Below are 14,317 nucleotides of genomic sequence, written 5' to 3' on the forward strand. Positions count from 1 at the left end.
TAAACTTGTTTTTATCGAATCATGACTTGAATTTACTCTGCGGAGACCAAAATGCGCTTGATGAATATCCATTCTGTTGGCACAAAAGTTGTTGCCATTACTATGGGAGTGTTAACACTACTCGGTATCGGTGTCGTTGTTTTATACGCCAATATGCAAAAACAGCAAATGCTTGATCACAAATTTGACTCGGCCAAACAATTGCTTATGGTTTCCGAGTCAATTCGGGATAAAGTGGTCGACAATTGGGATAAAGGCATTTTTTCTGTTGAACTACTTAAACAACTAACTCATAACAAAAGTCATAAAGAAGCCGCGCAAATTGTTTTCGCTTCGGTCCCCGTCGCAAACGCATGGTCTGTTGTTCAACAAAAGGCTAAAGAAGGCGGATTTCGTTTTAAAGCACCTCGAGTAAACGCCCGCAATCCAAAAAACGAAGCCGATGAATTAGAAAAAAAAGTACTAGCTTATTTCAAACAAAACCCTGCGGCCTCGGAATATCGTTATATCGATAAAGAAAAACAGGAAATACGCTATTTCAGACCAGTCACTCTGCAAAAACAATGTGAGATTTGTCATGGTGACCCGTCCACATCGCAAGCCATCTGGGGTAATAACCGGGGCCTGGATTTATTAGGTTATAAAATGGAAAATAACCGAGCCGGCCAACTGCATGGCGCATTTGAAATCATTACGCCTTATACTGTCGATGCTGAAGTTCTCAATCACAAAATATTGAGTGCCGTTGGCTTTTTAGCGCTGGCTCTGTTCATTATCGGCGGCACCGGTTATTTTGTGATGAATAAAATCATCATTGCTCCTTTGACCGATCTAGCCATAAACCTACAAAATATTGCCGGTAGCGAAGGCAATCTCCGCGCCCGCCTTAAAGTAGAAGGAAAATCCGAATTTGCCTGGGTTGCTGCCAGCTTTAATTCATTCGTCAAAAAGATTGCCAAAACGGTTGATGAAATCATGTTTACCAGCGAAAAAGTTGCCCAAGCCTCACATGAATTGGCCGATATTTCGCAAAATACAGGACAAGGCGTTACCCGTCAGCAAGAAGAAACCACACAGGTCGCCACCGCAATGGAAGAAATGACGGCAACGGTACAGGAAGTCGCCAGAAATGCAGTTCAGGCCTCTGAAACAGCCTCAATTGCCGACCAGGAAGCCTCCACGGGTAAGGAAATCGTCAACAAGGCAGTACAAGGGATTAACAACCTTGCCAACGAAGTTGAAAATGCGGCCAATGTCATTCATGAACTGGAAAACGACAGTAATAGCATTGGCGAAGTGTTGGAGGTCATTCAGGGGATTGCCGAGCAAACCAACTTGCTAGCACTTAATGCGGCGATCGAGGCGGCACGGGCCGGTGAACAAGGCCGTGGTTTTGCCGTCGTTGCCGATGAAGTCAGGACATTGGCCAGCCGCACACAAAACTCCACCCAAGAAATTCAACAAACCATCGACCGCTTGCAACAACGCGCCAAACAGGCCGTATCGGTGATGGAAAATGGCCAGAAGCAGGCTAAAATCAGTGTCGAAGAAGCCGACTCAGCCGGCGAATCCATCAGCCGTATCAGCGAACGAATTGATACCATCAGCGACATGAATAACCAAATTGCCGAAGCGGCAGAAGAACAAACTGCCGTGGCTGAGGAAATCAACCATAATATCAATAATATCAATCAGGTTTCCAACCAAACGGCTGAAGGTGCCAAGCATATGACGGAGGCCTGCCAAAACCTGCAAGCCCTTGCCGACCAGCTTCGTGACGCCGTCAGCAATTTTAAAACCTGATTTTTTCTTTAACCTCTATAAAAAGCCCGGTAGATCCGGGCTTTTTTATATCTGATTTTTTTTGGCCTCTTCGATCGCTAACTCAAGCTCTAGACGTTGTTTCTCCAACACCGCAAGTTTAGCTTCTGTTTTCAATGCCTCGGTTCGTTGTTTAGATAAATCTTCCCCGATAAATTTATCGAGTTTCTGAAATGGCATCACTAAATGCTTTTCTTGCTCTTCCTTTTGCAATCGTTTAAATTCAGCTTCGACTTCCGCTTCTATTTCCTTTTCTTTCTGCTTTAATAAAAGCTGCTTCTGATGCACTCTAAGCTTGGCTTCACGCCAGATTTCCTGTTGTTTTTCATAGCGTGCAATCTCGGCCTGGACTTTTTTATCATGCAATAAATTCTGAAAATTTTGCTGGCGGTCTTGTCGATCTAATTCTGCTTGTTGTCGTTTTTCCATCAACTCGGTCTGATGCGACAAGACTTCGCTTAGGTCCTGACTCTCAGCCTGACGTTTTTCGGTCTTTTGTTTTTGCTTAAGCCGGACCTCATATTCTATCTCAAGCTCTTTCAGCGCCTGTTTATGACGTACTTTTTCAGCATGTATTTTTTTCTTCAACGCCAGTTTTTCGGCCAATTTTTTTTCTTTTTCCTTTAACAACAAAATTTCTGTTTCAGCTTCTATAGCACGCTTTTGTCGTTCGATTTCAGCATATTGGCGTACGGTTTCAAGCTGTTTTTGCTTGTGCTCAAGTTTTTGTTGCCGCAAGGCACTCTTTTGTCGAAAATAAGCCTTGTTTTTTGCTTCCTGCTGTTGATAATTACGCCGGATAACGTGGAGAAAAACATTATCCTTGCCAGGCTTAATATTTGGGAACTCACTGAAGCGCGCCTTTATAGAACAAATCGCGCGTGGCAAAATATTCTGCATCATCAAACGCTCATTGATATCCTGAGCTATTTTTTGCTCGACCGCCAATAAGCCTTGATCCACCCATTGTCCATCGCCAAGCTGCTGGATATGGTGATGAACAATATCTTTCAGAACAGTTTGAATCTGTCCTTTGATATGCTGATTGACCGATTCTATCGCTTCGAGATTACGTTGCACATAAGCTAATGTCGCCTGAAAGCGCAATTCAATATCAACTGAAAAATGACAAAAGCCTTCGTATAAATCCAGTTCTTCTTGATAATGCCAATCTTCGATAGGAAGCGGATAAATTTCGTGATAAAAGCGTTTTACAAAATTATCTGGCCGCAAAAAAATCTTTTGATACAGTTTTCCAACCTGCATCACAACGACCTGTCGATCAATTTCAAACCCAGGGTCCCACTCTTGCTTCTGTAACTCTGTGTCTGATGATAACCATTCCCCCTCAGTCAGCCATTGTTGTACTTCTTTTTTGGAATCAGCCATCGGTTTTCTCCCGCTGTTGCTTGCCCCGTTCCGCCTTAGCCTGAATTACAGCAAACTTATCGGCCATCTTCTCGGCCAATAAAGGATAAAGGTTAGGCGCAAATTCCACCGTTCGCTCATCCACTTTTCTTAAAAATCCGCGACTTAACAACAAGCCAACAGCAAACATCCGCGACCAGTCGGAATAATTGCGTGCCTTTTCCAGTGGTGTTTTTTCGATGATCATTTCCAGTTCATCATTTTCATTGATGCGAAACTGGCTGAACTGGCGCAAGCATTCAAAAACCAATTCTTCTTCTTGCGCTGTCAAAGGCCCCGGCGCGGTAAATTCCAGACGATACGATAAAAGCACGGTAAAAAAATCAACCATTGCCGCACACACGAAGGCGAACAGGGAAAAGCCCTGCCACATGGAAAATGACGGCGTAACATCGGCTACAAATTGTTGATAAGTCATCAACAGTGGTGCCTCGGGTAAGTTCTTGCCGGTATCGCTGAAAAACTGACTGACCAAAGATTGCACCTTTTGATAAGCCGACAATAATTGATAAAAAGTTTTTTCGATATCGGTACTGATGTCTAAGGCTGCCAGCGCTGTTTGCAGTTCTGAAATTGCCGTATCCAGTTTGGCAAAGTCATTTTCTTTTTGCGCCAATGCTTTTTTCTTGTCCTGATAAATTTGATTGAAATGTTTCCAGAAAGGCCCTTCCCCAACCTGGTGGCGTAATGCCGTTGGAATTTCATCATGGGTTCCAAAATAGGCCTTGGAGACATCCTGACTGGCCTTATCGAGTTCCTGCTTGTAATGTTGCAAGGTCTCGGCCTTCAACTTTAGAATCTGTTGCAGATAGCCTTTGATATCCTGCCGCACTTGATTCAGGCGGTTGGTATGCAAATGGCTTTGTTCGGAGATTTCATAAAACTTGAAATACGAAAAGGAAATTGATGCCGCCAATGCAATCAACAAGGATGCCACCACGCTGAAATAGCGCATACGATTGGCTTTCCAGTGAATCCCCGCCAGTTCCAGTGAACAAATCACAATAATGGACTGAATCGCAATGGTAATAACTAATGCAATCCAGGGTAAAATGAAATGTGATAAACCATAATAGGTGGTAAAACCGGAGCACACACTGAGCATCAATACGATAGGAATGGTCCAGACGCGTAACAAGCCAACAAACAAAGTTTGAATCTGGTTGATAAAATAACCTAATCCCGAGGACTCAAGTGGTTTAGAATGCATGGTCTTAACCTGAATTATTTCGACAATTGTTGTCGAAATGCGACAATCGTTTCGTCGGTTAATGGCTGGCGCTGGTGATCCAAAATCACGCCATCCAGATCAGCCGACAAAAAGCGCATGGTCTGGATAAAATTTTCAAATACAGGCACAGGATCATCCAACAATCGAGGCTGCATAAAAAATACAATCCCCGGACAGCTGAACGTTTCTAAATTATAAGCTGGAAAAGTACCGGGGTTGACCATGCTGGCAACCGTAAAATCAACCAGATTGTTGTCATCGAGTCGCTCGAAAACCTGCACGCTTTCACCATAAACCAACCCGACCCTGTCAAATGCCGCTTTCAACTCGGCACCATTAAAGCCGTCATCCTTACGCGCTACGATACTGAATTGAATCAATTGCGGTAGTTCCGGATGCGTCATTTCGGCAGATTCAGGCTCGCTCAATTCTGACTCAGTTTGGGCCGTTTCATCAATACCAGTATCAGACTCAAACTCTGCCCTATCATCGTCTTCAGGCTTAGCTGAACCAATAGGCACAATATCGAAATCATCATATTCGTTACTGATGATCAAGGATTCATCAATATTATCCAGCGGATCACCCTCGTCATAAAAATTGATACCCCGGTTTTTATGCCGGCTTTTATACACATTCCACAGTATCATGCCCAACACAACGATACTGCCCACAACAATAATTGCAATTCTCAATATATCTTTATCCATCAGCTTTCTGCCATCGTCACTGCTTCTTCCAAATCAACTGCTACCATCCGGGAAACACCCGGTTCTTTCATGGTAACACCTGTTAATTGTTTTGCAATTTCCATTGTTACCTTGTTATGTGAAATATATAAAAATTGCACGGATTCTGACATTTCCTCTACCATCTTGGAAAATCTTGAGACATTTGCATCATCTAATGGCGCATCAACTTCATCTAACAAACAAAACGGTGCTGGGTTCAGTTCAAAGATGGAAAACACCAACGCTACGGCAGTCAAGGCTTTCTCGCCACCCGATAATAAATGAATCGAACTGTTTCGTTTACCCGGCGGCCTGGCGATGATATTGACGCCCGCTTCCAATAAATCATCATCGGTCAGTTCCAGATAAGCCTGGCCGCCACCGAATAGTTTTGGGAATTTCTCCTGCAAGCCCTGGTTGATTTTATCGAAGGTTTCCTTGAAACGCTGCCGGCTTTCCCGGTCAATTTTACTGATAGCCTGATCCAAAGTATTTAACGCATCGACCAGGTCGGCATGCTGTTCATTTAAAAAGTCCATCCGTTCTGATTGCGACTTATACTCTTCGATTGCCGTCAGATTGATCGTACCTAAACATTGAATCTGCTGACTCACCTCATCCAGTTTTCGTTTCCAGCGCGCTTCGTCCGCATCATCGGGCAGACCGGCCAAAACACGTTCAATATCGGCGGCAATTTCTTCCAGTTGTTCGGTCAGGGTTTGTTGCCGCACCAGACTGTCTTGCTGTTGAAAACGGATTTCATCCAGCTTTTCTTTTTGCTGTTCTTTTTGACGCTGAATCTGGTTATGTTCTTCGGTCAACTCAAGCAAGCGTTGTTCGATGCCCTGTAATGTTTCACGCAGGCCATTCAATTGCTGTTCCAATTCAAGCTTGCGTGCTTTCAATTGCTCAAGACGAATCTTTTCATCATCCATTGGCGCCAAGGTCGATTGCAATTTTTGCTCTAATTCATCCAGCCGCACAGCGGCCTGCTGCTTGTTCGTAGCCAATCTCTCAAGCTGCCTTGCCAGCAGATTTTCTTCTGATTTCAGGCTACTGATATGGGCTTCAAGTGTATGCAGCTTGCGACGCGCCTCATTGACAGATTGCTCACTGCTTTGTTGCAGGGCTTGTAGTTGCTCGCTTTGCAACTCCAGCTGATGACGCTTTTCCTGCAACCCTTGCAAGACTCGCTCTGCCTCCTGCTGTAGAACCTCGGCTTGAGTACGCTGTTCGGTACTTTCGACCTGTTGTTGCTGAATATCCTGCAATTCGGCTTCAATTTGCTGTAAACGTCGTTGTTGTTGCTCAAAATGGGCTGATTGTGCGCTATATTCGGACTGTTTCCGTGCCAATTCCGCCGCCAGTTGCTTATCTTGCTGCTGTAACTGATCACGCAGCGCCTCGCTGTCTTTCAAGCGCTGTTCGGTTTGCTCTAGTGTCGATTCGGTTTGTTCTAATACCGTATCTAATTCCTGCTGCCTGGAAATTAACGCTTTTAATTCCTTACTCCGCTGTAAAATGCCGGTCTTACCATCGACAACCCGATCAATCCGCAACCAATTTTTGCCAAGGCGCGTACCATCTTTCAGCACCACCATTTCCCAATCCTTTAAGTCAGCCAATAATGTTTGCGCCTCAGCCAAATCATCGGCCACATAAACGCCACTCAATAAAGCCGATAAATCCCAATCACATTGAATTTTGTCGCTGAGCTGATTTTTAGCGTGTATTGTCATTTGATTTTTCCGGGTTGCAAAAAATGTGACCGTTTCATTCCCTAAAGATGACAACGTGGCGAAAATATCGCTTAAATCATCGACACAAACGGCTTCCAGATAATCGTGCAGTACCTGCTCGACAGCCGTTTCCCAACCATCCTGTACCGTCAAAAATTCAGCCAGCCTAGGCTTTTGTCCCAGTTCATGCTGTTCTAGCCAGGCTTGTAATCCCTTTTTATCTTTCCCCATAGCATGCTGTTGCAACATTTCCAGCGAGGTAATTTTTCCCTGCACATGATGCATTTCTTCGCGCTGTCGATGTTGCAGTATCTGCAACTGTTTCAATTGCTGGCGTAACTGGCCAATATCCTGATTTTTCTGTTCCAGTTGTTGATGGCCATTTTCTCGCTGTTCTTCGAGTATTTCGATTGACTCAGCCAAGCTCTCGATAACGGCTTCTAATGACACATCCTGCAACTCGGCCTGCTCTATCTGTAATTTTTCCGCCCGTGCTTGTAATTGCTGCAATTGGCTTTCCAATTGCGTCAGTTTGACGCGCTGAATTTCATTTTGCTCGCGAAAACGCCCCTGCTCGGCTAAATAAGCTTCCCATTCCTGCTGCCATTGCTGTTTTTGTTGCTGTGATTCATACTGAAACTGTTCGGTTTCTTCGGCTTGTTCTTGTGCAACCTGTAGGTCTTCTTCCGCCGCCATCAACGATTGACGAATCTGCTCCAATTGTTCCACATCGTGTTGATATTCCGCACTCATCTGCTCTAACTGCTGTCTGAGGCGGTTGATTTCGGCAACCGTTTCCTGATGACTCTGTTGCTGATGGGCCAGGGTTTGCTCCAACGCACTAACATCAGATACGACCTGATAATACTGGCTCTGTACCGCATCGACTTGTTGTTGAGATTGTTTTTGTAAGCTGCGCTGTGCCTCAATTTGATGATCAATTTCACGTAACCGCATAAACAAACGGTTATGTTGCTCGGCGACATCCTGTAATTTTTCTTCTAGTTGCTCGGCCAACTGCTGGTAATGACGCCAGCGCATTGCTAAATGCTGTTCTTTGATTTGCCGCTCTTGTTTTTTCAAAGCGGTATATTGCTCGGCCTTTTCCGCCTGTTTTTTTAAATGCGCCAACTGTTTACTGACTTCTTCGCGCAAATCATCCAGCCGCTCCAGATTTTCCCGAGTATGACGCATGCGCGTTTCGGTTTCATGCCGCCGTTCTTTATATTTGGAGACGCCAGCCGCCTCCTCGATATGAACGCGTAATTCATCCGGCTTCGCTTCAACCATACGCGAAATCGTACCCTGTTCGATAATGGCATAACTTCTAGAGCCTAAACCGGTTCCTAGAAACAAATCAGTAATATCTTTACGCCTGCAACGGCTGCCATTAAGCATATAGAGTGACTGCCCGTCACGACTGACCTGGCGTTTAATAGACAAGGTATTGTATTTGGCAAATTCACCGCCTGCCCGGCCTTCGCTGTTATCGAAAATCAATTCCACCGATGCGGTGCTGACAGGTTTTCGGCCGGATGAGCCATTAAATATGACATCCGCCATGCTGCCACCGCGTAAATGTTTAGCAGAACTCTCCCCCATCACCCAGCGTACGGCATCAATAATATTCGACTTACCGCAACCATTTGGCCCGACGATAGCCGTCAGGTTGCTCGTAATCGGCACCGTAGTCGGATCAACAAATGATTTAAAACCTGAAAGTTTGATTTTTTCCAGCTTCATTACTGGTAGAATAGTGGTTTAGAAGGCGAGTATTATGCCCGATTATGGTAAAAAAATCCGCGCTAAATCCTATGCCTTTTTTAACTTAAGCTTTGCCGATGGTTAATAAAAAGCCACATTCAAGGTAAAGCCAGATTAACATTTTGTGGCAAGCATAGCAGACTAGGCTTTCAAATAACTTAAACTTTGCCGTCAATAACATAGGCTACGGGTAAAATATAAATAGTTTATGGCACAACAATGGCAAAGCAGAGTTAACGCTGGCTTTGCATTACATCTAACTTCTAAGCATTCGATTTAATTTGAAAAATATGACAACACAACCGAGTAAAACACTGGAAATTTTTGATAATCCCAATCCCGGCCGCGACTACACGATTCATATCGACGTTCCTGAATTCACCTGCCTGTGTCCTAAAACAGGTCAGCCCGATTTTGCCACCATTCAAATCGAATATGTTCCGGACCAGCACTGTGTAGAACTCAAATCGTTAAAACTTTATATGTGGTCATTTCGTGAAGCCGGCGCGTTCCATGAAGCTGTCACCAATGAAATTCTCGACGATCTGGTAAACGCCACCCAGCCCAATTTTATGCGTATTCGGGCCGAATTCAATGTCCGCGGCGGTATTTACACGACTGTCGTCGCCGAACACCGTAATCCAGATTGGCATCCACCACAAATGGTCGTACTGCCTTAATTCATGCCTGGAAAAACCTGGTACACCAGCGATCTTGCCATTGCCTTGAAATACGATGGCAAGAATGTGCCTAAAGTTACCGCTAAAGGCGATGGCTTAACCGCCCAACAAATTCTGGAATTGGCTGAAAAACACGGCATCCCTTTGCAAAACCAACCTGAACTGGCGCGTATTCTGGCACAAGTCCCTGTCGGAGAAACCATCCCCGAAGAACTCTATGTCGCCGTAGCCGAAGTCATCGCTTTTGCCTGGTTTCTCAGCGACAAATCTCCTGATAATCAATCTGAAACATGAAAATTAAACACGTTCTGACTACATTACCGCAATATATTCTGCCCCATCACTGGCTTTCAGGCCTGATGTCAAAACTGACTCACTGCCGTGTTCGCTGGTTTAAAAACGCCTTTATCAAACTGATTATCAAGCTCTATGGTGTCAATCTGAGCGAAGCAAAAAGCCAAAACCTTGATGATTACGCCAGCTTTAACGATTTTTTTACCCGCGAATTAAAAGCCGGCGTCCGCCCCATTGCGCTTGAAAAAGACGCCGTTGTCAGCCCTGCCGATGGCGCGGTCAGCCAAGCAGGAACGATTACCGACGACAAAATATTCCAGGCCAAAAGCATGACATTTTCCACCGTTGATCTACTCGGCGGCGATGCCGAACGTGCCGCAGCATTTAAAGATGGCGTATTCAGTACCATTTATCTGTCGCCTAAAGACTATCACCGTTTGCACATGCCATTAGATGGCAAATTGACCGAAATGGTACATATTCCTGGCCGCTTGTTCAGTGTCAATGCGGCAACGGCCGAAAGTGTGCCCGGCTTATTCGCGCGCAATGAACGTGTCGCCTGTCTGTTCGATACTGAAGCCGGGCCTATGGCATTGGTTTTAGTCGGCGCCATTTTTGTCTCGAGTGTAGAAACTGTCTGGCAGGGCGTCGTCACACCACCGACCGCATCTTCCGTTCGAAGTTGGCACTATGACGATCAAAATATCCTATTAAAGAAAGGCGAAGAAATGGGCCGCTTTAATATGGGATCGACCATCATCATCCTGTTCGGTAAAAACAAAGTCGCCTGGGAAAAAGATTTTTTTGCCGGAAAACCCATTAAACTCGGTGAAAAAATAGGCTATTTATTGAATGCTCATGGGTAACATTTAACCCATAATGAGTTAACTCAGCTTTGCCTTTGTAGACCACAAAACAAGTTATTCTTTATTTATCAATACCTTACTAGTTATCAACAGCAAGGCTGGGTTAAAGTTATGACCCTGCACCCTCATCGTTTCAACCTCTACCTTTCAAAAACTTACCTCATAAATTCATCGCCCCTTTTTAACCTGATTTTAAGATTAATTTTATACAGTGCAGATACAACACTTTGCCAAAAGGGGATTTGACCATGAATATAAAGCCCATACGATATCTGCACACACTATTGTTTCTATTTTTAGCGCTATCCTTATCATCTATCGCCTTAGCCGGTGATGATAAGGAGGAACACCACAAAAAATATGCCAGCAAACTCACCATAAAAAAAGCTAAATACAACACTAAAAAACATTACGTTAAAATCAAACTTAAAATCGATGGTAAAAAACCTTTTCATTTTAAAATCTTTGACGCTAATACCCATCAATTACTGAGCGAGCGGACAACCCGCGATGATTCACCTGAAATCAAATTAAAAGAACTTGCTGAAAATGAGGTTCCTTGTGAAATTCAGGTTATTTTAGAACCCTCGGGACTGGAAAAAAATAAAGCCATCAAACATGCGCCCGATAACTGCTCGAGTACCCCCCCCGCCGCCGTCTAATCAACCGCCTGTTTGCAATATTCTGCTACCGACTACGGACGTATCTATTAATTTAGGCGGAAGCGTTTACTTTAAAGCTGACGCATCTGACCCTGAAGGCCAGCCTTTACGGTATGAATGGGACTTCAATGGCGGCGCCGACCTCAGACCTATAGCTAGAGCATTATAAATTAGCATAATTTAAGTATTTGTAAAATAACGTATCGACATCACAGCGATGCTGCCGTCGAAGCGCTTTAGCTTGTGCCCATTTACGTTCAATAGGATTAAGGTCTGGACTATAGGGCGGAAGAAACTCAAGAGTGCATGTTGTTTGCTTGATGGCATCTAAAATATCCGCACGTTTATGGAAAGCAGCATTGTCCATAACAATGACAGTCTGCTCCGGCAGTTTGGGTAACAAATCCTGGGTTAACCAAGCATAAAAAGTGTCAGCATTAATGCTGCCTTCAAATAAGCTGACTGTTACCAAAGCGGACCCCATCATAGCGCCAATCGCATTAATTCGCCCTTTCGCATGCCAATCATGGACATCGTAGCACCGCTCGCCTACCGGTGAATAAGCATGCGTTCTCGGCATACTTTGCTCAAAACCACTTTCATCCACATAGACAATAGGTCGCTCTTTGGACGCGTAGTCCGCAATTTTCGCTTGGAAATCAGACCGTGCCTGTTCGTCCGCTTTTGGATGTTTGAGTGTTTTTTTTATTGCTGAAACCCAAACGCTTTAAGGCATAACCAATCGCCCGTTGACTCACGTTAAAGCGTTTCGCTCTTTCCCATTGATAGTCATCAGGGTAACGCTCAACATCTTTCTTCAACGCTTCCATATCAATTTTTGTGGCCGGTTTATTTCGAGTCAAACAGGGTTCAAGCTTTTTTTGCCAACGAAATAAGGTGCGTATCGGCACATCAAAACGTTCACTGGTCTGTTCAAAGGTCAGGCCATATTTTTCTTTGACCGCAAAGACTTTTTGTCGAAATTTAAGAGGGTATGTCATGGGAATATATTATGCCACATAATCTTGCTTTAGCTATAGTACTCTAGAACCTGGTAATGTCGTTTTCGATGTCAATAATGGTCATTTTTTGGTCCATTTCATTGCTACCGACGACCAGGGCGCACGCTGTACCGATAGCGTCAATATTACCGTCGGCTCTATTACCCCGCCGCCTACTACCGACATGGCGCCACAACAACCCGAACCTGGCAGCACGGCGGCTGGGGATGGAAAGCATGTTGTTTTACCGGTAAATGATTTAGGCATGCATTGTGCTGACCTAGGCTCTTATCCGTTCAATATTTTGCCGCCATTCAATACCATTAACGCCTATGCCATAAAAAAAGGCAGCATAGGTGCTAATAAGCCTTTGATCTTAGACGCAAGCTCTGTCGCAATGCGTTATTCGGCCGCATCCAACCCCAATGATCCCGTTGGCCCTGGCTCCATCAATTCGACCAGTCAGAATTATCCACTTGGCAGCTCGTTGGCTGATGCTACAATTCGTAAAACAGACTTTTGGGATGATTTTCAGAATACGGGCAGCACTATAGCTTCGTTATTATTTCCAGGATTGGATCCACTGCCGGATGAAGGGTTGTTGACACTGGACAACATTGACCAAGGCCACGGCCGTTTTATGCCGGGAATTCGAGATCCTTATGTTGCCAATGATCCACAAGCATTCAGTAAATTTATTCCTGCAACTGGCTGGCATACTGCGCAAGGCATTCCCTTGACCAATGTCGATGATAGCGGTCGTTTAAATTCCTATCCCTTGCTCCGTATTCAAGCGATTGACAATCAAACTGGCCAGGTTCTGGCCACGACCGACGCCGTTGCACCGGTCTCTGCCGAAGTCGATTGCCGCGACTGTCACACAGCCGGAAAAGTCGGCGCAAATTCGACCGCTCGAAACAATGGTCCGCAATTTATTGCGCCTGCCTCAACTGATCGACTCGATGTTGAACTAGCAGCCAAGAAAAATATTTTGATGCTGCACGATTTCAAACATAACACCGACTTTATACAGCAAGATAAACCGGTATTATGCGCCGGCTGTCATCGCTCCAACGCATTGGCCTCTGTCGGTGGGCCGGCAGGCGACCCTACGATCAAAAACATGTCCAATGTTATGCACGGCTTCCATGGCCGCTTACAAACCAATGCCAATGGCGAATTATTACGCGATTTTCAGGGCGAACCTATTCTGATTGATCCCCCTCAACAAGATCAGGCCATCGCCCTGATCCCTTTCGGCGACAATGTCCCCATGGAAGAAAATTGTTTCCTCTGCCATCCTGGTAAAGTGACCCAATGTTTCCGTGGCGCTATGTACACAGCCGGACGGGAATGTGATGACTGTCATGGTAATTTACTAGCCATGGGCGGTGAATTCAGTTACCAGGATGGACACACGCGCGAACCTTGGGCAGAAGAACCCAAATGCGGATCCTGCCATAGTGGCATCGGCCAGGAGCCTGTTGCGACCATAGCCTATAACCCCGCCGACCCTGCGGCCGAACCATTACCGCCAAAGACCCATCGTTTTGCGGAAAATCCCAATACCTTGTATCGCAACAGCCTTGATAATCATGCGCAACTAGGCTGTGAATCTTGTCACGGCAGTCCGCATGCAATTTGGCCAAACCGTAACCCGGATGCTAATGACAATGTTACCGCCATGCAGCTGCAAGGCCATAAGGGCACCATTACCGAATGCAACACTTGTCATGAGCCCGGCAGTTTCCCAAAAGGCACTTTAAACGGCCCACATGGCATGCATCCGGTTAATGATCCAGACTGGAATGATGAAGATGGCCATGGCCATTTTGCCGAAAAAGATAACAGCCAATGTAATAATTGTCATGGTGACGACCATTTAGGTACCCGATTGTCAAAAACACCGGTTGATCGCGTGCTAAAAGACAAACAGGGGAAAATACTGGCTACACTGAAAGCAGGTGATCAAGTCGCCTGTAATTTGTGCCATAGCTTACAAAAAAGCTTTTCCGACTAACCTCCCTTCATCATCAAACCTGATCAGGCTATTTGTCTGATCAGGTTTTTTGTGTTGTCAATGGCTAAAATTATTGCCCC

Annotated in this window: 12 protein-coding genes; 6 read left to right on the forward strand and 6 right to left on the reverse strand. The window is 45.0% G+C overall.

Annotation, left to right across the window (positions count from 1 at the left end; genetic code table 11):
- Nucleotides 1–60 precede the first annotated feature (60 nt).
- On the forward strand, nt 61–1,803 hold the full coding sequence (locus tag JEU20_RS14485) for a methyl-accepting chemotaxis protein (protein ID WP_245395286.1): 1,743 nt from the start codon (nt 61–63) through the stop codon (nt 1,801–1,803).
- A gap of 45 nt (nt 1,804–1,848) precedes the next feature.
- Here JEU20_RS14485 and JEU20_RS14490 read toward each other — a convergent pair whose 3' ends face one another.
- Genes JEU20_RS14490 through smc form a run of 4 tightly spaced genes read right to left on the reverse strand, consistent with a single transcriptional unit; the run spans nt 1,849 to nt 8,693 of the window.
- On the reverse strand, nt 1,849–3,210 hold the full coding sequence (locus tag JEU20_RS14490) for a coiled-coil domain-containing protein (RefSeq protein ID WP_198246862.1): 1,362 nt from the start codon (nt 3,208–3,210) through the stop codon (nt 1,849–1,851).
- Nucleotides 3,203–4,459, reverse strand: coding sequence for a hypothetical protein (locus JEU20_RS14495; protein WP_198246427.1), 1,257 nt, complete (start codon nt 4,457–4,459; stop codon nt 3,203–3,205). Before JEU20_RS14495 ends, JEU20_RS14490 begins: the two co-directional genes overlap by 8 nt.
- Before the next feature lie 14 nt (nt 4,460–4,473).
- Nucleotides 4,474–5,190, reverse strand: a complete 717-nt coding sequence (locus tag JEU20_RS14500; protein ID WP_198246863.1) for a cell division protein ZipA — start codon at nt 5,188–5,190, stop codon at nt 4,474–4,476.
- Nucleotides 5,190–8,693: a chromosome segregation protein SMC gene (gene smc / locus JEU20_RS14505; RefSeq protein WP_198246864.1), complete on the reverse strand. Its 3,504-nt coding sequence runs from the start codon at nt 8,691–8,693 to the stop codon at nt 5,190–5,192. Before smc ends, JEU20_RS14500 begins: the two co-directional genes overlap by 1 nt.
- Nucleotides 8,694–9,004: 311 nt before the next feature.
- Here smc and queF point away from each other — a divergent pair, with 311 nt between their 5' ends.
- The 4 genes from queF (at nt 9,005) to JEU20_RS14525 (ending at nt 11,216) form a co-directional block, all read left to right on the forward strand.
- Complete coding sequence (gene queF, locus JEU20_RS14510; protein WP_198246422.1) at nt 9,005–9,394, forward strand: preQ(1) synthase; 390 nt, start codon at nt 9,005–9,007, stop codon at nt 9,392–9,394.
- 3 nt (nt 9,395–9,397) lie between these two features.
- Entirely contained in the window at nt 9,398–9,688 is a 291-nt protein-coding gene (locus JEU20_RS14515; protein WP_198246865.1) for an EscU/YscU/HrcU family type III secretion system export apparatus switch protein, read from the forward strand.
- A complete protein-coding gene (gene asd, locus JEU20_RS14520) occupies nt 9,685–10,554 on the forward strand; it encodes an archaetidylserine decarboxylase (protein ID WP_198246866.1) in 870 nt (289 codons plus the stop codon). The genes JEU20_RS14515 and asd overlap by 4 nt, the downstream gene beginning before the upstream one ends.
- A gap of 248 nt (nt 10,555–10,802) precedes the next feature.
- Complete coding sequence (locus JEU20_RS14525) at nt 10,803–11,216, forward strand: hypothetical protein (RefSeq protein WP_198246867.1); 414 nt, start codon at nt 10,803–10,805, stop codon at nt 11,214–11,216.
- 163 nt (nt 11,217–11,379) lie between these two features.
- On the opposite strand, the gene JEU20_RS14530 is transcribed toward JEU20_RS14525, so the two are convergent.
- Both JEU20_RS14530 and JEU20_RS14535 read right to left on the reverse strand, forming a co-directional pair.
- On the reverse strand, nt 11,380–11,925 hold the full coding sequence (locus JEU20_RS14530; RefSeq protein ID WP_198246870.1) for an IS630 family transposase: 546 nt from the start codon (nt 11,923–11,925) through the stop codon (nt 11,380–11,382).
- Nucleotides 11,876–12,217, reverse strand: coding sequence for an IS630 transposase-related protein (locus tag JEU20_RS14535; protein ID WP_198246868.1), 342 nt, complete (start codon nt 12,215–12,217; stop codon nt 11,876–11,878). The genes JEU20_RS14530 and JEU20_RS14535 overlap by 50 nt, the downstream gene beginning before the upstream one ends.
- Nucleotides 12,218–12,305: 88 nt before the next feature.
- Between JEU20_RS14535 and JEU20_RS14540 the strand changes: the two genes are divergently transcribed.
- A complete protein-coding gene (locus tag JEU20_RS14540; RefSeq protein WP_198246869.1) occupies nt 12,306–14,237 on the forward strand; it encodes a cytochrome C in 1,932 nt (643 codons plus the stop codon).
- Nucleotides 14,238–14,317: the final 80 nt, after the last annotated feature.

Source organism: methane-oxidizing endosymbiont of Gigantopelta aegis (assembly GCF_016097405.1).
Lineage (GTDB): Bacteria > Pseudomonadota > Gammaproteobacteria > Methylococcales > Methylomonadaceae > Methylomarinum.

What these genes read in the sequence shown, in the direction of transcription:
- JEU20_RS14485 (WP_245395286.1), top strand. Translation starts at nt 61, where the DNA reads ATGAATATCCATTCTGTTGGCACAAAAGTTGTTGCCATTACTATGGGA.
- JEU20_RS14490 (WP_198246862.1), bottom strand. Translation starts at nt 3,210, where the DNA reads ATGGCTGATTCCAAAAAAGAAGTACAACAATGGCTGACTGAGGGGGAA.
- JEU20_RS14495 (WP_198246427.1), bottom strand. Translation starts at nt 4,459, where the DNA reads ATGCATTCTAAACCACTTGAGTCCTCGGGATTAGGTTATTTTATCAAC.
- JEU20_RS14500 (WP_198246863.1), bottom strand. Translation starts at nt 5,190, where the DNA reads ATGGATAAAGATATATTGAGAATTGCAATTATTGTTGTGGGCAGTATC.
- smc (WP_198246864.1), bottom strand. Translation starts at nt 8,693, where the DNA reads ATGAAGCTGGAAAAAATCAAACTTTCAGGTTTTAAATCATTTGTTGAT.
- queF (WP_198246422.1), top strand. Translation starts at nt 9,005, where the DNA reads ATGACAACACAACCGAGTAAAACACTGGAAATTTTTGATAATCCCAAT.
- JEU20_RS14515 (WP_198246865.1), top strand. Translation starts at nt 9,398, where the DNA reads ATGCCTGGAAAAACCTGGTACACCAGCGATCTTGCCATTGCCTTGAAA.
- asd (WP_198246866.1), top strand. Translation starts at nt 9,685, where the DNA reads ATGAAAATTAAACACGTTCTGACTACATTACCGCAATATATTCTGCCC.
- JEU20_RS14525 (WP_198246867.1), top strand. Translation starts at nt 10,803, where the DNA reads ATGAATATAAAGCCCATACGATATCTGCACACACTATTGTTTCTATTT.
- JEU20_RS14535 (WP_198246868.1), bottom strand. Translation starts at nt 12,217, where the DNA reads ATGACATACCCTCTTAAATTTCGACAAAAAGTCTTTGCGGTCAAAGAA.